We start from the raw sequence: 23,113 nt of genomic DNA, 5'->3' as shown, positions 1-23,113 counted from the left end.
GGATTTAAGTTCTTTCTTACGCGGGGGTGAATATTTGATTGCTGCACATAAACAAATGGGGTAATGTGTTGTTCTGACGGATTTAAGGGTATGAACATATGATTCTAAAAGGAAATTGCTTTGTTAGATTCTGTATTGAGATACTGGAAAAAAATATCAGGTGTTTAATAAATGAGGGGGAGGGATTATTCTAAATGGGTAAGTGTGATTATATTCGGGCGGGAAAAAGACTGTTTATAGCTTAAAGGTGGGGGATTAATAGTTGTCAGGAAGGGTATTAATAGTTATCAGGTGGGGTATTAATAGTTATCAGGAAGGGTATTAATAGTTATCAGGAAGGGTATTAATAGTTATCAGGTAGAATATTAATAGCTGATATTCAGCGGATTAATACTATACAGATAAAGGGAAAATATGGGGGGATAGAGTATCGGAAAATCATACTGAATCTAATATAGCAAAATCATGATAATGATTTCTGCTTGTGGAAGAATAAGGGGCTAAAAGGATATGTAGGATGAGAGAGAACATAGGCAAAACTCACTTTTTAACTAAAAAGCGATAATTACCTTGCCCTACTTTTACTTTGCAATAGCCATCCCCTATGCCCAACATTTCCACATAGGCAGCTGACGCTATAGGTTTTCCGTTTTCTGTTATTATTGAATCAGAATCATTCACAGGTATGTAAACGGTAGCAACACTACCAACTGGTATGGAAATATTCAGTTCTAATGAGGTGGGATTTCGTCGAACTTCGGACACTAGTTTACCAAAAGGAGTCATATTTGAATAATAAACTTCCGACAATTTCTGAGGTAATGCAGGTTTTATTATTAAATGCCTATATCCAGGATTACTTTCATCTGTATTTACTCCGGCAAGAGTACGATAGAACCAAGTTAATCCTCCTCCAAACATTGGATGATTACGTGAGTCTTGGCCATTCCATTGTTCCCAGGTGGTAGTGGCACCCTGAGCAATCCAATAACCATAACTCGGAAAATCCGATTGATTCATGACTTCATAGGCCAAGTCATTCAAACCATTTGAAGACAAGGTTTCAAAGAAAAACTGAGTACCAAAAATTCCGGTATTCAAATGATTCTTATATTTTTCTACTATTTCTTGACGCAAGGTAGCTACAACATCTTTATACGACTCTTCCGGAACTCCCATCACCAAAGCAAAAATATTACTGCCATAATCACCGTATGTTTTATTTTCTTTATCATAGAATTTACCGTGAAAAGCTATTTTCACCCGTTCTGCTAATTCGGAAAAATATTTAAAATCCGTAGGGTTGCCAATAGCCTTAGCAGCCTTTGCTGTATAATCCGCACAACGCCAAAGATAGAATGTATGTACCAGTTCCTCCAAAGGAATTGCAAATGCGGGTGCCCAATCTCCCAAGTTCAACCAATAATTCGGTTCATCTGAATTGCAGTTAGTGCTCTTAGCTAACATCGTTCCATCAGCAGTAAGCCATTGCAACATATAACGCACTTGTTCCTTCATTGCCCAATAGTTTGTTTCCAACATACCTTTATCTCCATAATGAAGATAAAACTCCCAAGGCATAATATTCATAGCCGCTCCCCACGGAACGCCACCACCACACCCGGGTTGCCATGGTGCTCCATTAGGCACATATCCCGTTTCAATGTTTTGCACATCTCGTATATCACGAATCCATTTCTGATAAAATGCGGCAGCATTGAAGTTATGCATGACCGTAACACACGCCACCTGTCCGTCTCCTGTATAAGCAGAACGTTCCCTGTGTGGACAATCGCTGGCTACACCTCCGTGCATATTATCCAATTGACTACGCTGCCATATTTCATTAATCCTATTAAACAATGAATTTGATGTTTTGAATTCAGATGATATATTAACATCTGTATTTACAGCCTCAGCAATCACATTCTTTGCAGACAAGTCAGAAAGTCCGCTTATAATAGCTTTACTGAATACATACCAAGTAAACCGAGGAGCATAAGATTCCTTCCCATCTCCTTTTAAAATATATTGCTGAATTCCCAAAGGTGACTCACAAATATATTTTACGTTTAATGTATCACCTTTCTGTCCCTTAATATCTTTAAGATGTAACCATCCTGATATTTCTTTGCCAAAATCGACTTCATAAACCGAATCTTCCAATTTCTTAAAAGTAATCGGATGAAGTTCTTCTGTAATCTTATCCGTAGGAGCTGTATGAGCAGTTAATATTCCTGTGGGGGCCTGACGCAATATCGCATAATTCCATTTCGAATCATCACATTTCACTGTTGCCCAACCTTCCACTTCGGCATTTGCATCATAGATTTCACCATCAAAGACACCATCCATTACAATGGGGGATTCTTTTACTTTCCACGTTTCATCAGAGCCGATAATATCTTTGCTTCCATCCTCATAAGTCACTTCAATCTGACAGAGAAAACGGGGTGAACCGAACGGGCAAACCCAATGGCTCACACAATCATAAAATCCATTCCCGACAATAGCTCCCGCTACATTTTCTTTTTCGCGAAGCAGACGGGTTATGTCATAAGCCAGATACATCACCCGATAATCACGAAAACGATTGTCAATAGCAATATTTGCATATTTAAGATCATCCCGAACCGTATAATTGGTAAAATTAGGTACGAGATAATCATCCCCCACCCGTTCACCATTCATATATAATTCAAAATACCCCAACCCAGTTACAAAGACTTTTGCTGAAACAACACCATCTTTCACACTGAATAATTTTCGGAAAAGAGGAGAGGGATAAGAAGGATACGCTGCAGAATTTGGTTTAAGCGCTTTCCTAGGTGCTTCTCCTTGCCAAGGTACACCAATCCATTTTGCTCTCCATTCATCTGCAGACAAAAGTCCCATTCCCCAATAAGCAGGTTCGCTCCATACGGACGCCTCTTCTCGCCCATTCCAAGTCATAACACGCCACCAATAATCCTTTGCTGATTGTAATTGCTGCCCTTCATAAGGGATCAGATATGAATCGGAAGACTTTCTTTTTCCAGTATCCCAAATATCAAATTCCCCTTTCACTAATTTATCTTTTGAAGAAGCAACTACTATCCGATAGGCTGTCTGGACCTCGCCACGAGCTTGCTTCGAAGTAACTTCATTGATCCATGACAAACGGGGAGACAAGACATCGACTACTGACGGATTCTCCATATACTCACAGGACAGCGATACAGGTCTTAGTTTAGCATATGCTGTAGATACGATGAATAGTGCACTTAGCAAATACAGGATTCTAATTGAGCTCAAATTCTTCATTATATTAAGACTGGTTATTTAAAGGGGGTGTTATTTGGGGGTATTGTTCGTTTCTAGCATTTTTGGAAACGTTCTTATGGTAAGCCGAACATGATACTATCTATCTCAGCCAACTCTTCAGATGTAAACGTCAAATGATCCAAAGCGTGTAAATTGTCATCTAACTGCTTAACGGAACTAGCTCCTACTATTACAGATGTCATTCGTTCATCTCTGAGTGTCCATGCCAATGCCATCTCTGCCAATGTCTGACCACGGCGACGGGCAATTTCATTCAGCTGCCCAGCAATCATTACTTTTTCAGGAGTCACCTGCGCAGGTTGCAAAAAACCAGAGGAACGTGCAGCACGTGAATGTTCGGGAATACCATTTAAATACTTATCTGTCAATAGCCCCTGAGCCAAAGGAGAAAATGCGATAAAACCAGAACCGGACTCTGCCGCCAAAGGAAGAGCTTCAACCTCAATCGTACGGTCGAACATACTATAACGATATTGGCTAATAAGACAAGGTATACCCGCTTCTGCCATTATTTTATAAGCTAAGCGTGCTTGTTGGGGAGGATATTTAGAAATTCCGATGTACAAGGCTTTTCCTTGTTTTACAATATCAATTAATGTTTGAATAGTTTCTTCAACAGGGGTAACTCCATCATAACGATGAGTATAAAAGATATCAAAATATTCTAATCCTGTACGATGAAGGCTCTGATTGATACTCGCTATTAAGTTCTTACGAGAGCTATTTCCGCCATAAGGTCCTGCCCACATTTCGTGACCAGCTTTGGAAGAAATTATCATTTCATCACGATAACTCTGAAAATTTTCTTTCAGAATCCGACCGAAGTTCGTTTCTGCACTTCCGGGAACAGGGCCATAATTATTTGCCAGATCAAAGTGTGTAACACCTTTGTCGAAAGCATACTTAATCATATTAGTTGCTATGCCAAAGTCGTCCACACTACCGAAATTGTGCCACAATCCCAAAGAGATCAGAGGCAACTGCAAGCCACTCTTACCACAATATTTATATTGCATCCAATCATAACGGTCCGTTGCATGCTGATAATTTACAGAATCATCCATAAGACTACTCATTTTAACTTCTTCTACAAAGGAAAGAAAAATTTTCTAATAAGCTTTTAGTTGTTAGCCAAAAAGTATCAGAACTGGAAATAAATGAACGGTTGAATTTCTGTACTCTTCATCTGAATCACAAGATAAATCAATGCTATCATCAACAATGCTTTACCTAAAAATGGCAAGCGGATGACTCCATGGCAAAGTGCATTTTCCCAACTGTCGGGTGCAAAATGGAGTAAAAAGCCAAACAACATCAATGCAAATACACGCCAATATCCTTCAAGCAGTTGCGGGAAGAGCTGCGGATTGAAGGCTGTGAATATCTGCTTCAACATATCAATCGAGTTTTCAAAATCGGCATTACGGAAGAAAATCCAACAGAAACAAACGAAATGGAAAGTAATAATAATTCCGAATACACGACGTAGACCATGACTTCGCTCTCCTTTCTTACGCCCGATAATAGTCATCCACATTTTATGTGCAGCTAAAGCAACACCATGAAAGGTTCCCCAAAGTACAAAGTTCCAAGAAGCTCCATGCCAAAGGCCACCTAGAAACATGGTAATAATCAGATTCAGATACTGACGAAATTTTCCTTTCCGGTTTCCTCCCAAAGATATATATAAGTAATCACGTAACCAGCTTGACAAGGAAATGTGCCAACGACGCCAAAATTCGGTGATAGAAGCTGACTTATATGGAGAGTTAAAGTTTAAGTTAAAATGGAATCCCAATAATAAAGCAATACCGATGGCCATATCACTATAACCGGAGAAATCACAATAAATCTGCAAAGCATAACCATATACTCCTATCAAATTTTCAACTCCTGAATAAAGGGTTGGATTATCAAAAATACGCTCTACAAAATTGATACTGATATAATCGGAAATCACCGTTTTTTTGAATAGACCGGACGCTATCAGGAAGATGCCCCGACCAAACATTTCCTGTGAAACAAAAAGTGGCTTACGAATTTGAGGAATAAAATCACGTGCACGTACAATAGGTCCTGCCACCAACTGCGGAAAGAAAGATACATAGAAAGTATAATCCAGCAGGTTGGTCAATGGCTTTATCTGCTTACGGTAAACATCAATGGTATAGCTCAACGACTGGAAGGTAAAGAAGGAGATACCTACCGGTAAGAAAATATCGAGAGCTGTAAATTCGCCTCCCATCAGTGAAGCAATCACTCCTCCCAGAAAATTTGTATATTTAAAATAGACAAGAAGTCCCAGATTGACACTCAAACTCAGTGTCACTATTCCTTTACGTTTCCAACGTCCTACGGTATGATCCATCCATTGCGCCAAAAGAAAATCGCACACCGTTACAATGGCAAGCAAGAAAAAGTATGTACCACTACTTTTATAATAGAAGTAATATGAAAAAATGGTAACAAACAAGATGCGGGCTGTATACTTACGTTGTAACAGCACATACACCACTATAAAAGCGGTAAACAACCAAAGGAAGATACCACTATTAAATATCATTGGTGCCTGCGGATCGTAAGTTAGCACCTCTTTAAGACGACTGAAATCTATATCAACGGGTAACATAGTCATTATAAGCTTGGATTAAGGCCTGATATAATAAATTTCCTTGCAGGATGTATCCTTCGGGAAAATAATGTACATAATCGGGACGCATCAGTTGTGCTGCTGTCCAATTGAGACAAGCGCGTTCACGTCCACCAACGACATTATACATATCCCACACCAATAAATGATGATCTTTTGCATATTGGTGAATTGTTTTTGCAGCTGTCGCTGTACGCGGGTTGATTGAATAAGTACGTTTTCTCCGACGTTGACGGAAACTATCATAAGAACCGGGAGGGGTAGTCAGTAGGATAGGAATTTCGGGAAGACTGTCATGCAGTAATTTAATAAGTTCATCCATCTGATTATAATGTACATTGGCGTTATAACGTCGGTTATGGCTTTCATTCGTTCCGAAAGAAAGAATCAGCAATTCGGGTTTCAATGCGGCAATATCGGCGATACGGTTAGGATGGGTAAATGTCAGGCTAGTAGCTCCATTCACTCCCATATCTGTATAAGAAATGGCTCCAAAGGTTTCAGTCAGCAATGCACCAGTAGTCTGCGGATAAATATGTCCGCGGATATGACTATCGCCAATATGAACGATCCGCACCGTATCTTCAGAAAGCCCGGCATGTACTTGTCGGAGATGTTCAAAGACAGGAGCGAGCAGGGCAATACTGTCAATGATCTCATTGTGTCCGGTCTTGGTAAAAGCAGAAGGAAAGAAAAGTTGTGGTAGAAAAACGGTATCAGCCATCCAACTCATCTCCCGCATGGGTTTTACATTCTTCAAGATTTTTTCTGAAGGAGGATGGGCAGGTATTTGATCCTGTGACATAACCTTCACGAAAAATCCGGAAAGACTAAGACATATTATCAGGAAGCGGACAAACAAGCGGTTACTCTTTCTCATAAAAACACCTCCTGTCATACTGTTCCTTACCGTAAATTAATGTTTCATACAGCAATTTTGCCAAATGCCTGCCACCACGGAAGTTGATATGTGTATAATCGTAATTTGCCATACCGGGTTTTGTATGTACCATATCAGCCATACTTCCATCACCTCCCATCGCTTCAAACATATTCCAAAACGCAATACCACTTTCCGCAGCTATATTCTGTTGATAACGGATCAGATTCTTGACTCCCGGCATGGTACGGAGTTCTCCATCCTCAGTTTTATAATCCCGATCGCCAACGCTCAATAATAATAACCCTGCTTGTGGGAAACTATTTTTAAGATGCTCAATGGAAGTAAGTAACCCGTTCTTATAATTATCATAATTGCGCCCACGTTCAGTAGCAACATTTAACCCGTATTCCAAAATAATCAGATCGTATGGACGATAACGATTAAATTGTCTCATCATTTCCTGAGGTATACCCCGTAAAGAAAGTCCGGAACTTCCACGCAAAGAGAAATTATCCAAAATAATTCCTTTTTTGCCATCCATTGCCAGTCCATAAAATAAAGTGGAATCTGCCTCATTTATTGTCCAACGTATGGAACCAATATGTCCGTCTATATGCATCTGTTGCAAAGCGTTGGAAGGAGGAAATGAATATTCCCTCTCATCATCTCGATTGACACGAACGGTAAGTTGCATATCTCCTTTATTATGGAAGAAGATAGAAGCTTGCTGACAGGTATCAAGCAGTGAAGCATATTTTTTTTGTCCTCGCAATTCGACATAAGCTCCCTTTACGGGAATGAAGTAATGTCCGGATATTCCTTGTTTTTTCCGATCAAAATTGATTGTATCTGTTACAGCATGGCTCGACCATCCTCCGAAAGTATGGTGTACCGTAGGCCTGTAACCGCTCGTGATTGATGTAACTGTTACAAAACCGACCCCACATCCTCCGAAATGCTTCTGAAGCATTTCACGTAAATCGGCAGTAAAAATATCCGCTTCTATAAAAGAATCGCCAAATACAGCGATACGTACCACATTATCCTCAGAATGATTGGAATTACCAGAAGAGATGCGATTTAGTGCTTCATAGAAGAGAGACATTCCCCGACGAGTAGAGTCACTATAATCTTCGATGCAAGTCAAACCTGTCCGACAGGTATCCACAAAAGTCGGCTTTACCACAGGAAGGGGGGCGATACTATCTGAATCGGAAACAGCCTCTTCGGGTTTAGGATAGCGTAAATCCCCCAAGAGATCAACACGCCTCATCGTATGTCCGGCAATTGTTATACCCGGCAACCAATACAACCCAACCAGAATGACAAACACAAGTAAAGTCAGCCACAACGAATATTTCAGATAATTTTTCATAATCTTCCTCACGTTCAAAATCTTGAAACGGTTGCAAAGATAGACAAAAGTGACAAAAAGAAAGGAAAATCTACATTATTTAATGAGACTCTCCTTTCAATTTATTTATTCACAGGACAAGCGTCAGATAGTTCGTTCAATGTTCCAGACAAAAGCGCGTAAGCCTAATTGCTCGGTTTGTAAGTCCATCTTATGCAATGTATCCAACAACGGATCGACTCTATCATCATCGACTACTGTAAGGATTGCCGAACACATACTAGGCCAAGCATGACTTCCGAAATGCGGATCACCAGTCTTTGAACCACGTCCCTGAACTTTCTCCAAATAGGTGAAACCACGGCAGTTCAAACGGTCCAGCAATGCAATAATACGTTCAAAATAGGCCTGATCGAATGTTATTAATACTGATTTCATATTTCTTATCTGTTATTTCTTAATTTAGTCATTTTTATTTTCCGGAAGTAAGTAAAGATCTAGTTCACGCTGACGGCGCAACTTACGGCGTCGATTCTTGATACCCGTAGCGGCAAATATACAGTATAGCGTCGGGATCAGAATCAACGTCAATATGGTTGATACACTCAAACCACCGATTACGGCAATTGCCATCGGACTCCACATCTCCGAACCTTGCCCCCCACCAATAGCCATCGGGATCATACCGAGGACAGTAGTAGCAGTAGTCATCAATACTGGACGAAGACGACTTTTACCAGCAGTTATTACAGAATTCACGACTGCCAAACCTCGTTCACGACAAAGTGTAATGTAGTCAATGAGCACAATACCGTTTTTCACCACAATACCGATGAGCATGATGGCTCCCAACAAACTCATGACGCTCAACGTACTTTTTGTGAAAAACAATGCCATTAAAACTCCACTAAAAGCAAACGGCAGAGAGAACATAATGATAAACGGATAAGTCAGCGACTCGAACTGTGCTGCCATCACTATAAATACGAGAACAACAATCAAGATAGCAAGTGTTCCCAAATCACGGAACGAATCCTGCTGATCTTCATACGAACCGGCTACCTGAATGGTAATATCGCCCGGAACATCCATCTTATCAATAATAGCGTTACCCGCATTTACCACATTACCTAATGCCTCACCTGAAATAACGGCAGAAACAGTCACAATACGCTCACGGTCTTTACGTTCGATAGTAGGAGGTGCAAAACGTTCTACTACCTTACCAAGGTCTTTCACACGAACAGCTTCACCTTTACTATTATAAATCAAAATATTCTCAATACTTTCCAAACTTGTACGATACTCTGGCGCATAACGTACTTTGATATCATACTCATCTCCGTCTTCACGATACTTTGAAGCTATGGCGCCATTAATCCGGTTACGCAAATAATTTCCGGCAGTAGAAAGATTCAACCCATGCATAGCTAGTTTCTCCCGATCGAAATCTACCTGATACTCCGGCTGATAGTCACTACGGCTGACATTTACTTCAGATACACCTTTCACATTCAACAATTCACGTTTCAAACGAGCAGCCACACTATCGGTGATTGCCATATCATATCCATACACTTCAAAGTCTGCACTTGCCTGAGCGGACATACCTGTATTACTACCTCCCAAGATAACTTGAGCTTTGCTGAATTCAGGATAAGTTTTCAAGTCTTCACGCATCTCGTCGCAGACTTGTTCTAATGAAATATTACGATCTCCGGGATTCACCAGACTGATGTTGAAAGAAATAATATGCGAGCCGTTGTCTTGCATAGAAGCCCAAGTATTGTCAGAGTCTGCCTGACCAACTGTATAGTTACATACTGTCATAATACCCTTATATTTTTCCAGCCATTGCTTGGTAAGCTTCTCCGACAATTCCTGTGCTATTTCTTTTCGGGTACCAATCGGCAACTCTAACTGCACAGCAATACGAGCATTATCTTGTGCCGGGAAGAATTCAGTACCAATACCTTTAGCACAAAACAAACTGATAATGAAGAAAACGATACAGCCTACAACCACAAGCAGACGATGACGTACCGCCCAGTTGAGCATCTTCGCATACCATAAATCAAGTCCGTCCAAAGCTTTCTCAATCGGAGTAAAAAAGAGTTTGAACATTTTGGATGGTTTCTTCTGTAAACGAAGCAACTGAGAACAGAGCATCGGAGTCAGTGACAAAGCGGCTACTGTAGAAATAAACATAATAGCACACATCATCCATCCCAACTGTTTGAAGAGTACACCGGACATACCACTAACCATAGTTAGCGGAAAGAATACGGCAATCATAGTCAATGTAGAAGCAATTACAGAAATTGCCACCTCATTCGTTCCATGTACAGCCGCTTGTTTCGGGTCTGAACCGCGTTCAATATGGGTAGTTACATTTTCAAGTACCACAATTGCATCATCCACCACCATACCGATAGCAATGGACAGTGACGAAAGAGAAATGATATTAATAGTATTCCCGGTAACTGCCAGATAAATGAAAGAAGCAATCAACGAAAGTGGAATGGTAATACAAATAATCAATGTCGCACGCCAACGTCCCAAGAACAGAAATACAACAAGAACTACGAATAACAATGCATATACAACGGTTTCTGTCAAACTGTCAATTGTATTCAGAATATTATCTGACGTATCTACGATTACACCCAGTTTCACATCACTCGGCAAACTCTTTTGTAATTTCGGAAGCGCTTCCGCCACTTTCTTCGAAATATCTACTGAGTTAGCACCCGACTGTTTCTGAACAATAATCATGGCTCCTTTGACGCCATTATTATATGTTTCCTGCGCTCGCTCTTCAACGGTATCGACAATTCTCGCGACATCACGCAGAAATATATTGGCTCCATTATTTGTACCGACTACTACATCTTCCAGTTGGCGGGAATCATCAAACTCACCTTCAACACGCAATGAGTAAGTTTCACTACCAATATCGAAGTTACCTCCCGGAATGTTCTTATTCTCAGCCCCGATAATCGAACTGATCGTTTCTATCGTCAGGTTGTAGGCTTCCAATTTATTAGGGTCACAATATACCTGTATCTCACGTTGTGGCGCACCACTGATAGATACCGTGCCGACACCCGGAATTCGTGCCAACGGATTTACTACACGGTCATCCAATATTTTATAAAGAGCAGATTGGCTCTCATTGGCCTGTACCGAAAGCAGCACGATTGGAATCATATCCGTACTAAACTTGAAGATTATCGGATTCTCAACATCGTCAGGAAGTTCCGAACTTACCATGTCCAGTTTGTCGCGTACATCATTTGTCAATACATCAATATCATTACCATACTCAAACTCCAACGTGATCAGTGACATATTCTCTGAAGAACGAGAAGTGATATGTTTCAGATTACTCACCGCATTCAATGTGTTTTCCAACGGGCGAGTCACATTATTTTCTATATCCGACGCACTTGCACCGGGATAGGCGGTCATTACCATGATCGTATTTGTATCAATATCCGGATACAAGTCGATAGGTAACTTGGACAAAGAGAAAAGACCAAATATCACCACTGCTAAAAAGCAGAGGGAGGTCATAATCGGTTTTTTTACCGCACCTTCGTATAAACTCATTTCTTTAATTTAATTATTTTTCAACATCAACTTCTGTTCCGTTCACCAGACGTGCCTGACCGGCAATTACTACTTGTGAGTTATCAGGAACACCAGATATCAGCTCATATTCTGACCCCATACGTCTGCCTAATTCAACTTTATTATAGGATACCTTCCCATCTTTATAAACGAATACGAAACGATCACCGGATCCTGCCTGTTTCACGATAGCTAAATCAGGAACAACAACGTGATCTGCTGTTCCGAAATTCAGTGTGGCACGTGCAAACATCCCCGGACGTACGCGCTGATCTTTGTTATCAAGTTTGATTTCTACCTGGAAAGTACGTGTAGCTGCATCAATAGTCGGATAAATCAGGTTGATAGTTCCTTTAAATACTTCGTCACCATATACATCTAATTTCAAATCTACCGGTTCACCCTTCTTTACTTTAGTAAAATAAGTCTCTGAAACATTGATCAGAAGTTTCACCGGAGTGATCTGTTCTACTACCAACACAGGACTACCACCACTGTACATATCACCATTATCATAGTTACGGGCAGTAATCACTCCATTGATCGGGCTTAATAATGCTGTATTTTCCAACAGATTTCTATAAGCTGTCTCTTTTACATCTAACTGCATCTTAGCTGCATCCCATTCTGATTTGGAAGCACCACCCACTTTATAGAGCTCGTCGATACGCTTAAATTCAATCTCCTGATTGTCGAGTTGCAACTTTGTCTGTTTCAAATTGGCTGCATCCATCTGTACCAACTTCTGACCTTTTGAAACACGATCTCCCACTTCGACAAAAATCTTATCAATGCGAACCGGAGAGGAAGGAGCAATATTATTCTTTACTTCCGCTTCTACCGTTGCTGTATACTCTTGTATCTGCTCTACAGGACGAGCTGTTACGTCGGCTACTTTTACTCTTAGTTTCTCTTCTTCTTTCACAGCTGCCTTTTCTGTTCCACCTGTACATGCACTCATAAATACAGTCAATAACAAGGCTACTAATTGGATACCTTTTTTCATATTCCTTAGTTGTAATTTTAGTTATCTATCTTTGTTCTTTTCCCAAAACCTGATCAAGATCTGCTTTAGAGACCAAGTAATCATAAATGGCTTGATTGTAAGTTAGTTGTGCCTGAGTCAATGATACCTGCGAACTGTTCAGTTCGAGCACTGTTCCCTTACCTACATCATAACGCTTCTCGGCGATCTGCACAGCCTTTTCCGCTTGCATCACATTCTCTTTGTTGCTGGCTAATTGTTCCGAGCTGGCAGCCATATTATTGCGGTAACTGGTTATCTCCATATTCAGTTTCCTTTCTGTATCGATTCGATTCCAATCAAGCTGTCGCATCTGTATGCGATTAGATTTCAATTTGGTGAAATTGCTTGCCTTATATAAAGGAATACTCAAATTGAACATCAAAGAAGAACTGTTACTCCAATTGTACTTCAGGAAATTGATATTCGGATTATACAGAGATTGATATTGATATGAGAAACTCATAGACAATGTAGGCATAAAGTTTGTCCGCAAAGTTTTTATATTCTTCTCCAACAATCTTATATTCAAGTCCAATTGTTTCATCGTGGTATTATTATCCAATCCCAGATGTTCTTCTGTCAGTTGGTTAGCAAAAACGGCAGTTTCATAGTTTGTCAGGATATCATTGATCTTGATATCCACATTTGCAGTAATGCCCATCAATACTTTCAACTGTAATTTTGCTAAAGTAATAGCATTCTCAGCAGAAATCAGATTCGGTTTGATACTGCGCATCTGTACTTCCGCACTGATTTTATCAAACTCACTCACACTTCCCTGCTCATACTTAGCCTTCACCACATTATAATTATCTTCTGCCACCTTATAGCTTCCCTGAAGCACATCGTAACTATCTTGTGCAAGCATCAATTGATAATATGCTTTACTTACTTGATTTACCAAATCCTGTTTGGAAGCACGTGACTTTTCGACAGCCAGTTCAATATCTGTTTTCGTCATCGACATAGCACGATAAACAGATGGTACAAATAACGGCAAATTAATACTCAACCCTGCATTCGCCGTATTTGTGTTGTCCTGTCCCATTTTGAATGACTGATTGTTCAATTTCATTTCAGCCGCCTTAATAGTGTGATCTAATGTTCCCGTCACGCTGGCTTCCGGTAATAGGTTCTGCCAGGCTTCTTTATTGGCTACTTTTTTCAAGGCAATCTCATCTGCAGCCACCTTCATGGTTGGATTCTCATCCAACGCGATTTCCACGGCCTTATTCAACGTCAAAACCAACGTATCCTGGGGTGAGTCTGCCTTCTGAGCCTTTGTGAAGCCAAATACTCCAACAGCTATCACCGCCAGAAATAGCCTTTTACCTGTAAATCTTTTCATTCTGTTCATAACCTCATTCTTAATTAATCCTTAATGTTTGTCGCCGGATTTTCATTCATCAATATGCCCAATCCGGTTTTTACGATATTCTTGTATAAAATCCTCTAATACCTTTGCTCCTTTTTCCGTTGAAATTCCTCGTATATAAGTGAACATGATGGACTCATACACTTCTATGAAAGAGTATTCGTTGCAAATATCTGTATTCAGAAGAACATCAAACTGCTCACGCACCAATAAATTGACGATCGCAAAATTGACATCCGAACGGAAAATTCCTTGTTCAACACCGGACTTAAAGAAAAACATGGTTTTCTCGGAGTCGCTATCTCGACGGTCCTGCATCATTTCATATACCTTCGGATACTTCTTGATGTCTTCAAAGAATTGCTTATTCGTCTGATGGAAAATTTCTATGCTCTTCTGGAAAACAGCAAGAATCACTTCCAGCACATTCGACGAGTGCTCATAAACTTCCTGCAGATATTTATCCCTATCTTGTTGCATCTTCAATATACTTTCTCTCAACAAGGTTTCTTTATCCGCAAAGACTTCATAAAGAGTACGCTTCGATATTCCTAAGGCTGCTGCAATATCATCCATTGTTATACACTTAATTCCTTTCGAAGTAAAAGCTTCTGTTGCTGTCATTATAATCCGTTCTCTTAATTCCGCCCGTTGTGAAGCGTCTTTTCCATGTTCTATCATCACTCATTTTCTATTTGGTTAGACTCTTAGTTTTCATCAATTTCACCTCTATAAAAGGAGAAAGTGAACAAAGATATATAGAAAACTCAATTGTCAAATCAAGTTTCCTTCTATTTATAGCCTTATTGATAAATATTATCATTCTGGCAACAAATATGAAAACAAGTGTTAATAGGAAATAAGGAACAAAAGTATGAAACATAGGATAATAGGGTAAAGTTTTCTCGTCATCTGAAGGGTGAGAATCGGTAAATGCCGGATAAAAGCCGATAAGGGTACGACTTTTTACCCGATATAACAATTGCCATTATTAACGAAATGAGAAAAGGATAAAGAAAAGGTTAGTATTTTAACTTCGTTTTTTTAGAAATACAACCATCTTATGTATCTCTTTATAGATCACTATATCGTCTTTTATAAAAAGAAACTTCTTCCCGATAGGAACACAGGGCAATCTAGAAACTGAGATTATTATCAACCACCAGCTGAAAGTCTTTGCATTCAATACATTTACTACGGTATTCATCAATCGGTTTCGCTTTCAAGTTTCCTACGGGACCAAAACAGTATCCGCAAATTCTGCCACGGATACACAATTCATTCATAAATTCAGGAGCTAGTTACTCATGCAGTTCGGAAGGAATATAACGCAAGGTATTTTTAATGTTTTAGTAGTCTAGACCAGAGGAAGTGTATATCCACAGTCAGATTCTCTCCAAATACCTGCTATAATAGTTGGAAGAGAAGCAAAGTGTTACCAAGAGTCATTCTCATAATAAGCTGAATTAAGGATTACAAACTGTAAGCAATACAGCCTTTTAACTCTTCGCAAGATAAGAAAAGAATTATAAGAATATCTGCCTATTCATTCAGGAGTAATTCAATATTAGCTGATAATGTGTTTTACCAGCCTCTAAACGGGTCACTGTATAAGCAATGAATTTTAGAAGAATATGACCAACTAATTTTAATTGAACATTGGTCAGAAAAAAAATGTACTTTAAATCGTGTAAGCAACGAAATCTGAAAGACTAACAACAATAGGGTATAGGCTCCTAATTATAGAAAACAACTATTTATTTTGATTCTGTAACATCAATAGGTATTTGAAAGTATTCTCCGCCTCTTGACTATCTTCATTTAGGTAAGACCGTTTCCAGTCCGGGTGATTTTTTAGTAATTTAAGCATTTCTTCTTGCCCTAGAAAATCAATCTTACCTGTTTCGCCATTAAGCACATAACATACACGTTTGGTAACCAAACCTGAGGCTGCTAAAGCATCTCCTACATCGCCTCCGAGCTTTACATCATTCTCTTCCACAAATTTTTCACCAATCTTAGAGCCTAAAGGCATCGCACAAAAATATATATTATTTCCCAACTGTACAGCAGGAGCATACCAAACTCCAAAACGTAATTTCTTATAGCGTAATTTGCGGCAATTGACATAAAGCTCTCCCTGATTCGTACGCACGGCAAAACAACGCTTCTTCAACAAACGGCACATCGACTCATCCTTACCGGCGGTTATCCGATAATCAGCACCTCCAGTCAAAACTATCTGATTCCTGGAACGCTTCTCAATCCTTAACACAGTTACCGTATCACCATTCTGAGCTAATAGCCCCTTCAGATTGGAGTAAATAATACTCTGCGCAACCGACGGAAGACTAATTGCGACTAAAAATAACCATAAAAAACATCTTCTTTTCATAAGTAATCCTCTTTCTCCCTTACTTAACGTCTTTTGGTGTGGAAAGTTATATATTTAACCGGATAAATGCAAGTTTGGAAAAAGAAAAATTATAAAAGAAAAAACGATTATCCATCAACAGAAAACAATGTAATACTCCGTCACATTACCATAAATAAAGGAAAATCTCTTTATAAACACTTATACTTTCGCGAGCGTTAATAAACAGTAAATCTACATTTAAGAGAGATAGTCTTCTTTCTTAACCTTTACAAATAATAGTATCTTTGTCCGAAACTAAAAATATTTTAAGTAAATTATCGTATGAAAACATTAGAAGACATTATACAAACTTATCAGAAAACTATTGCCGAATCAGAACTGGAATTACAAAAGACTCGCAAACAAATTCGGAATATCAGCCTATTACGAGTAATTCTATTTATTGAAGCTGTGATAGCAGCAGTTTACTTCTGGAACGAGGGATGGATATATATTCTCCCTTTTTCCGTCCTCCCCATTCTTCTGTTTATCTGGTTAGTGAAACGACATAATCTGTGGTTTCATAAAAAAGACTTTTTGAAAAAAAAGATAGAAATTAATAACCAGGAACTTCGTGCCATTCAATACGATTTTTTCGATTTTGATGATGGTAAAGAATATATTAATCCGTCTCATCTATATACTTACGACTTAGATGTATTTGGGGACCATTCTCTTTTCCAATACATCAACCGAAGTTCGACTCCTATTGGAAAAGAACAACTAGCCAAGTGGTTTAACACTCATCTCGAAAATAAAGAGGCTATCGTTCAACGGCAAAAAGCCATACAAGAATTATCTTCGTATCTAGAGTATCGTCAAAAATTCCGTGTATTAGGATTACTTTACAAAGGAAAATCTGCAGATACTTCCGAAATCAATCAATGGGCAGCCAGCACTAGTTATTACCGTAAACACGCTTTTCTACGAATACTGCCGACGGTTGTAACTGTCATCAATCTATTTTGTATTGGGGCCTCTATTTTTGGTTTTATTCCAGGGAACATCGCGGGTATAGTATTTGTATGTTTCGTCATATTCAGCTTCATATTCTCAAAAGGAATCACCAAAATGCAAGTAACATATGGAGAAAAACTACAAATATTGTCTACCTATGCCGATCAGATTCTTCTCACCGAAAAAAAAGAAATGCACAGTCCTATCCTTCAAGAACTAAAGACCGAACTGACTAGTCAGAATCAAAAAGCTTCGCAAGCAGTACATCGATTGTCCAAACTAATGAATGCACTAGACCAACGCAGTAACATATTAATGAGTACTGTTTTAAACGGTCTTGTGTTTTGGGAATTACACCAAGTAATGCGAATTGAGAAGTGGAAAGAGTCTCATGCCTACGATCTTCCCCGCTGGCTAGAGGCTATCGGAAACATTGATGCCTATTGTTCACTAGCAACATTTGCCTACAATCATCCGGAATATATTTACCCCAAAATAGGCTCACATTCGTTCCACTTAAAAGCAGAAGCTTTAGGACATCCCCTTATGGACCGTAATAAATGCATAACAAACGGTATTACAATAGAAAAACGTCCTTTCTTTATTATCATCACCGGAGCAAACATGGCAGGAAAGAGTACTTATTTGCGTACTGTAGGAATTAACTATATCCTTGCCTGTATAGGTGCACCTGTATGGGCTAAACAGATGGAGATATTCCCGGCTCGGCTCATTACCAGCCTACGTACAAGTGACTCGCTAACCGATAATGAATCTTATTTCTTTGCAGAACTTAAACGACTAAAACTCATCATTGACAAGCTTCAAGCTGGCGAAGAATTATTCATTATACTCGATGAAATTCTAAAAGGAACTAATTCGGTAGATAAACAAAAAGGGTCTTTTGCTCTCATAAAACAATTCATGAATATGAATGCTAATGGCATAATTGCCACTCATGACTTATTATTAAGCACCTTGACAGATTCCTTTCCACAAAATATCCAGAATTATTGTTTTGAAGCCGATATTACTAACAATGAACTGACTTTTTCATATGAAATGAGAGATGGAGTTGCACAAAATATGAATGCCTGCTTTTTAATGAAAAAAATGGGGATAGCCGTCATCGACGACTAAATCCCCATCAAATTTAAAGAATCAGAAATTTAATTCAGCTTACTTTTAGCCAAGAAAGTAGCTACAGCCGTAGCCTCTCGATTCGTAAAATAGTGTACTATTGTTATCGGTTGGTATGTATAGGGAACAAATTGGAACAACTGAACAGCAGCAAATTTTTTATCTTCGGAAAGTATTACGTCCATACGAAGATTACCGCTTGTTTCACTTTTAATATCTGAATCAATAGAGAAAGTTCCGGAATTCACTAACTCTTTCAATTTATCTAAATGCTTCAGATCAAAAAAAATAGTACTCTCTTTAGCCACACTTCCTGTTGGAACATAAACAACTTCTTTTGATTTCCAGAACATACGGAATATCCCAACAAGGAATAGACCAATTCCAAATACCATTAGCGCCATACTAATAGTAGACGATTTGTCCTCCAGTTCAAAAGTAAAAGCAAATGAGAGTATACCAACCAATAACATAATGCTTGAGAATACAATTCCAGAAATACTAATTCGTTTAGCGATATCAGGATGAGAAGATACAAATATAGTTGCATCAATAGTTTGAGTTGCCATATTATTAGAAAATTTATTTATTAGTAAAAATAGAATAATAAAAGACCACTAGTACGTTTTGCATACTAGCAATAGGTAAACACCAATAAATAAATTTCTAAATAATAATATGTTTTAATGCAAATACATAGTATTCACATGCAGGCTGACAATAACAGGAAACAGTCGTCGCATAGATTTTCTCCCGATGCAAAGACAAAGAACTTTCCCTTTTAGCCCAATTTTGCAGAAAATTTTTTAATAAGAAGAAATACTCACCAGTCTGCACACGTTGTACACGAGACATTGAAATCTGATGACTTTGCAAATTGCTAGTCAATTCTGCAACTGGCAAATACGGAAGCTGTGGTGCACCAATCTGATCTTGATGTACCAAAGAAATTGTGCCAGCATACTCATTCTGTTCCACATTTTCATTGGAAATATTGTTTGCAATCCCATGCAGGGCAACTGCTAGCAACAGAAATAATATTATATTCACAAATTTCGCCATATTCACATGCAAATATAACAGAATATTTGCGAGAAACGTTCACTCCAAAATATTTTTAATGTATGTTTAGGAAATAAATAAAAAAGGCTACCCATAATTGGGTAACCTTCTTTATATCTATAAGAATAATTTTACAATTATTCTGCTGATTCAGCTTTTGATTCTTCAGTTGCCGATGCTTCAACAGTAGGAGCAGCTTCAGCACTCTTCTTAGAACGACGAGTACGAGTAGCTTTCTTAGCAACTTTTTCTTTAGCCATATTTTCGTTATAGTCTACTAACTCAATAAAACACATTTCAGCATTGTCACCTAAACGATTACCAGTTTTGATAATACGAGTATAACCACCCGGACGATCAGCGATCTTAACCGAAACTTCCTTAAATAATTCAGTAACTACAAACTTATCTTGCAAATTGCTAAATACAACACGACGAGAATTAGTGGTATCTTCTTTAGCTTTTGTAAGCAAAGGCTCAACAAACTTCTTTAAAGCTTTAGCCTTCGCAACAGTCGTAGTGATTCTTTTGTGCTTGATCAAAGAACAAGCCATGTTAGATAACATTGCACTTCTATGAGAAGCAGTACGACCTAAATGATTGAATTTCTTATTATGTCTCATTTTTTATTCTTTATCTAATTTATATTTAGAAATATCGGTTCCAAACGATAGATTCAGACTTTCCAGCAAATCATCAAGCTCGGTAAGCGATTTCTTTCCGAAGTTTCTGAACTTCAACAAGTCAGTCTTGTTGAATTGTACCAAGTCACCAAGAGTTTCTACATCAGCTGCCTTCAAACAGTTTAGTGCACGAACTGATAAGTCCATATCAACTAGTTTAGTTTTCAACAACTGACGCATATGCAATACTTCTTCATCAAACTCCTCATTGCCATCAGAATCATTACTTTCAAGCGTGATCTTCTCGTCAGAGAACAACATGAAGTGATAAATCAGAATTTTTGCAGCTTCTTTCAGCGCTTCCTTCGGGTGTATAGAACCGTCGGTAGTAATCTCAAGTACCAACTTTTCATAGTCAGTTTTTTGCTCAACACGATAGTTTTCTACAGTGTACTTGACATTACGTATCGGTGTATAAATAGAATCAATTGGAATTACATTAACATCTGTGCAATACTCACGATTCTCATCAGCGGGAACGTATCCACGACCTTTGTTAATTGTAATATCAATCTGCATAGTTGATTTGGAATCTAAATGACAAATAACTAATTCCGGATTTAACACTTCAAATCCAGTCAAATACTTACCTATGTCACCTGCTTTAAATTCACTAGAATTCTCGACAGTGATGCTCACTTTTTCGCTCTCGAATTCTTCAACTACTTGCTTGAATCTTACTTGTTTCAGATTCAAGATAATGTTGGTAACATCCTCTTTTACTCCCGGTACACTAGAAAATTCATGCTCCACACCATCAATTCTGATGGTAGTGATAGCAAAACCCTCTAATGAAGAGAGAAGGATACGGCGTAATGCATTACCGACAGTAATACCAAAACCCGGTTCCAACGGACGAAATTCGAATTTACCGAATCTGGAGTCCGCCTCCAACATTAATACTTTATCAGGTTTTTGAAATGCTAATATCGCCATGAAATTAATTATTTATTTAGAATACAATTCAACGATCAAATGCTCTTTAATGTTCTCAGGAATGTCTGCTCTTTCAGGTATATGTAACAATTTACCAACCTTTGAAGTTTCATCCCACTCCAACCAAGCATACTTGCTGTGATTGAAACCTGCGAGAGAATTAGCAATTACTTCCAAAGATTTAGATCTTTCGCGAACACCAATCAATTGTCCTGGTTTTACTGCATATGAAGGGATGTTTACTACTTCACCATCTACAGTAATATGCTTGTGACCAACCAACTGACGAGCAGCAGCACGTGTAGGAGCAATTCCTAAACGGAATACTACATTGTCAAGACGACCTTCCAGCAATTGAAGCAATACCTCACCAGTAATACCTTTTGCAGTTGCTGCCTTCTCAAACAAATTGCGGAATTGTTTTTCTAAAACTCCATAAGTGTATTTTGCTTTCTGCTTTTCACGAAGTTGCACACCATATTCAGAAGTTTTTCTTTTTCTTGAATTACCATGCTGTCCGGGAGGATAATTCTTCTTTGACAAAACTTTATCAGCTCCAAAGATTCCTTCACCGAATTTACGGGCAATTCTTGATTTTGGTCCAGTATATCTAGCCATTTCTTTTAAATATTTAATTGTTTATTCATGAACTTAATTTGTTGCAGCCGCGATTGCAGAGAAGAAATTATTGCAATCCAAAAACAAAATCAAGATCATTTTATGTTAAAGGTAAATTAAACTCTACGTCTTTTCGGAGGACGACAACCATTGTGCGGAAGCGGAGTTACATCAATAATTTCAGTAACTTCGATACCAGCTCCGTGGATAGTTCTAATAGCAGACTCACGTCCGTTACCTGGACCTTTCACATATGCTTTTACCTTTCTTAGGCCAAGATCAAATGCAATTTTAGCACAATCCTGGGCAGCCATCTGAGCTGCATAAGGAGTATTCTTTTTAGAACCTCTAAATCCCATCTTTCCAGCAGATGACCAAGAGATAATCTGCCCTTCACTATTTGCAAGAGAAACAATAATATTGTTGAAAGATGAATGAACATGCAACTGTCCATTAGCGTCTACTTTCACATTTCTCTTCTTAGCTGCAACTGTTTTTTTTGCCATATCAACAATTATTATTTAGTAGCTTTTTTCTTATTAGCAACGGTTTTCTTTCTACCCTTACGAGTACGCGCATTATTCTTAGTGCTCTGACCTCTAACCGGCAGACCAATACGATGACGCACACCACGATAACAACCAATATCCATTAATCGCTTAATATTCAATTGGATTTCAGAACGAAGATCTCCTTCTACTTTAAACTCTGCACCGATAATCTCACGAATCTTAGCAGCTTGATCATCTGTCCAGTCTTTAACCTTCAGATCTTTGTCTACACCAGCTTTATCTAAAATTTTTGCTGAACTACTGCGACCTATTCCATATATATAGGTCAACGCAACTTCACCTCTCTTATTTTGAGGCAAATCTACACCAACTATTCTTATAGCCATATACTAAATTATTTTTTTTGCAAAAATAATAAATTATCCTTGACGTTGTTTATACTTAGGATTTTTCTTGTTAATAACATACAAACGGCCATTACGTCTAACGATCTTACATTCTGGCGTGCGTTTCTTTAATGATGCTCTTACTTTCATATCTTAA

The 23,113-nt window shown here is 38.6% G+C and carries 20 protein-coding genes and 1 pseudogene; 1 reads left to right on the top strand and 20 read right to left on the bottom strand.

Annotated features, from left to right (window positions below; translation table 11 throughout):
- Positions 1-540 precede the first annotated feature (540 nt).
- The 12 genes and pseudogenes from PHO71_RS22420 to PHO71_RS22365 form a co-directional block, all read right to left on the bottom strand.
- Positions 541-3,303: an alpha-L-rhamnosidase N-terminal domain-containing protein gene (locus PHO71_RS22420; RefSeq protein WP_300207788.1), complete on the bottom strand. Its 2,763-nt coding sequence runs from the start codon at positions 3,301-3,303 to the stop codon at positions 541-543.
- Between the two features lie 74 nt (positions 3,304-3,377).
- Entirely contained in the window at positions 3,378-4,388 is a 1,011-nt protein-coding gene (locus PHO71_RS22415) for an aldo/keto reductase (protein ID WP_300207793.1), read from the bottom strand.
- Positions 4,389-4,465: 77 nt separating this feature from the next.
- Positions 4,466-5,953, bottom strand: coding sequence for an MBOAT family protein (locus PHO71_RS22410; protein ID WP_300207790.1), 1,488 nt, complete (start codon positions 5,951-5,953; stop codon positions 4,466-4,468).
- The gene (locus tag PHO71_RS22405) at positions 5,940-6,854 is read right to left on the bottom strand and encodes an SGNH/GDSL hydrolase family protein (RefSeq protein WP_300207786.1); all 915 of its coding nucleotides are present in this window, start codon (positions 6,852-6,854) and stop codon (positions 5,940-5,942) included. The genes PHO71_RS22410 and PHO71_RS22405 overlap by 14 nt, the downstream gene beginning before the upstream one ends.
- Positions 6,841-8,232, bottom strand: coding sequence for an SGNH/GDSL hydrolase family protein (locus tag PHO71_RS22400; protein ID WP_300207784.1), 1,392 nt, complete (start codon positions 8,230-8,232; stop codon positions 6,841-6,843). The genes PHO71_RS22405 and PHO71_RS22400 overlap by 14 nt, the downstream gene beginning before the upstream one ends.
- Before the next feature lie 123 nt (positions 8,233-8,355).
- Positions 8,356-8,649 (bottom strand): PG0541 family transporter-associated protein, encoded by a 294-nt coding sequence (locus PHO71_RS22395; RefSeq protein ID WP_300207781.1) that lies wholly within the window; start codon positions 8,647-8,649, stop codon positions 8,356-8,358.
- A 24-nt stretch (positions 8,650-8,673) separates the two neighbouring features.
- Positions 8,674-11,823 (bottom strand): efflux RND transporter permease subunit, encoded by a 3,150-nt coding sequence (locus tag PHO71_RS22390; protein ID WP_300207779.1) that lies wholly within the window; start codon positions 11,821-11,823, stop codon positions 8,674-8,676.
- A gap of 13 nt (positions 11,824-11,836) precedes the next feature.
- Complete coding sequence (locus tag PHO71_RS22385; RefSeq protein ID WP_300207776.1) at positions 11,837-12,850, bottom strand: efflux RND transporter periplasmic adaptor subunit; 1,014 nt, start codon at positions 12,848-12,850, stop codon at positions 11,837-11,839.
- A gap of 25 nt (positions 12,851-12,875) precedes the next feature.
- Positions 12,876-14,228 (bottom strand): TolC family protein, encoded by a 1,353-nt coding sequence (locus PHO71_RS22380; protein ID WP_300207773.1) that lies wholly within the window; start codon positions 14,226-14,228, stop codon positions 12,876-12,878.
- 42 nt (positions 14,229-14,270) lie between these two features.
- Entirely contained in the window at positions 14,271-14,927 is a 657-nt protein-coding gene (locus PHO71_RS22375) for a TetR/AcrR family transcriptional regulator (protein ID WP_300207770.1), read from the bottom strand.
- Positions 14,928-15,385: 458 nt separating this feature from the next.
- Positions 15,386-15,701, bottom strand: a pseudogene (locus PHO71_RS22370) (urocanate hydratase); the annotation flags it as partial.
- A 298-nt stretch (positions 15,702-15,999) separates the two neighbouring features.
- Positions 16,000-16,641, bottom strand: coding sequence for a DUF6563 family protein (locus tag PHO71_RS22365; protein ID WP_300207768.1), 642 nt, complete (start codon positions 16,639-16,641; stop codon positions 16,000-16,002).
- Between the two features lie 303 nt (positions 16,642-16,944).
- On the opposite strand from PHO71_RS22365, the gene PHO71_RS22360 reads away from it, so the two are divergent.
- The gene (locus PHO71_RS22360; RefSeq protein ID WP_300207765.1) at positions 16,945-18,759 is read left to right on the top strand and encodes a MutS family DNA mismatch repair protein; all 1,815 of its coding nucleotides are present in this window, start codon (positions 16,945-16,947) and stop codon (positions 18,757-18,759) included.
- A 29-nt stretch (positions 18,760-18,788) separates the two neighbouring features.
- Here the strand turns inward: PHO71_RS22360 and PHO71_RS22355 are convergent, their stop codons facing one another.
- The 8 genes from PHO71_RS22355 to ykgO form a co-directional block, all read right to left on the bottom strand.
- Positions 18,789-19,328 carry a hypothetical protein gene (locus PHO71_RS22355; RefSeq protein WP_300207762.1) on the bottom strand — a complete coding sequence of 180 codons (540 nt, stop codon included), beginning with the start codon at positions 19,326-19,328 and terminating at the stop codon, positions 18,789-18,791.
- A 97-nt stretch (positions 19,329-19,425) separates the two neighbouring features.
- Complete coding sequence (locus PHO71_RS22350; protein WP_300207759.1) at positions 19,426-19,821, bottom strand: hypothetical protein; 396 nt, start codon at positions 19,819-19,821, stop codon at positions 19,426-19,428.
- Between the two features lie 137 nt (positions 19,822-19,958).
- Positions 19,959-20,444 carry a 50S ribosomal protein L17 gene (gene rplQ / locus PHO71_RS22345; protein ID WP_300207756.1) on the bottom strand — a complete coding sequence of 162 codons (486 nt, stop codon included), beginning with the start codon at positions 20,442-20,444 and terminating at the stop codon, positions 19,959-19,961.
- 3 nt (positions 20,445-20,447) lie between these two features.
- On the bottom strand, positions 20,448-21,440 hold the full coding sequence (locus PHO71_RS22340) for a DNA-directed RNA polymerase subunit alpha (RefSeq protein ID WP_300207754.1): 993 nt from the start codon (positions 21,438-21,440) through the stop codon (positions 20,448-20,450).
- A gap of 12 nt (positions 21,441-21,452) precedes the next feature.
- A complete protein-coding gene (rpsD, locus tag PHO71_RS22335) occupies positions 21,453-22,058 on the bottom strand; it encodes a 30S ribosomal protein S4 (RefSeq protein ID WP_300207752.1) in 606 nt (201 codons plus the stop codon).
- A 116-nt stretch (positions 22,059-22,174) separates the two neighbouring features.
- Positions 22,175-22,564: a 30S ribosomal protein S11 gene (gene rpsK, locus PHO71_RS22330; RefSeq protein ID WP_004296327.1), complete on the bottom strand. Its 390-nt coding sequence runs from the start codon at positions 22,562-22,564 to the stop codon at positions 22,175-22,177.
- Positions 22,565-22,575: 11 nt separating this feature from the next.
- On the bottom strand, positions 22,576-22,956 hold the full coding sequence (gene rpsM / locus PHO71_RS22325) for a 30S ribosomal protein S13 (protein WP_077152998.1): 381 nt from the start codon (positions 22,954-22,956) through the stop codon (positions 22,576-22,578).
- A gap of 33 nt (positions 22,957-22,989) precedes the next feature.
- Complete coding sequence (ykgO, locus tag PHO71_RS22320) at positions 22,990-23,106, bottom strand: type B 50S ribosomal protein L36 (protein ID WP_002558051.1); 117 nt, start codon at positions 23,104-23,106, stop codon at positions 22,990-22,992.
- Positions 23,107-23,113: the final 7 nt, after the last annotated feature.

It is taken from the genome of Bacteroides sp. (assembly GCF_028690125.1).
Classification (GTDB): Bacteria; Bacteroidota; Bacteroidia; order Bacteroidales; family Bacteroidaceae; genus Bacteroides.
The sequence above is the reverse complement of the archived record's forward strand: the minus strand, read 5'-3'. Positions and strand labels throughout refer to the sequence as shown.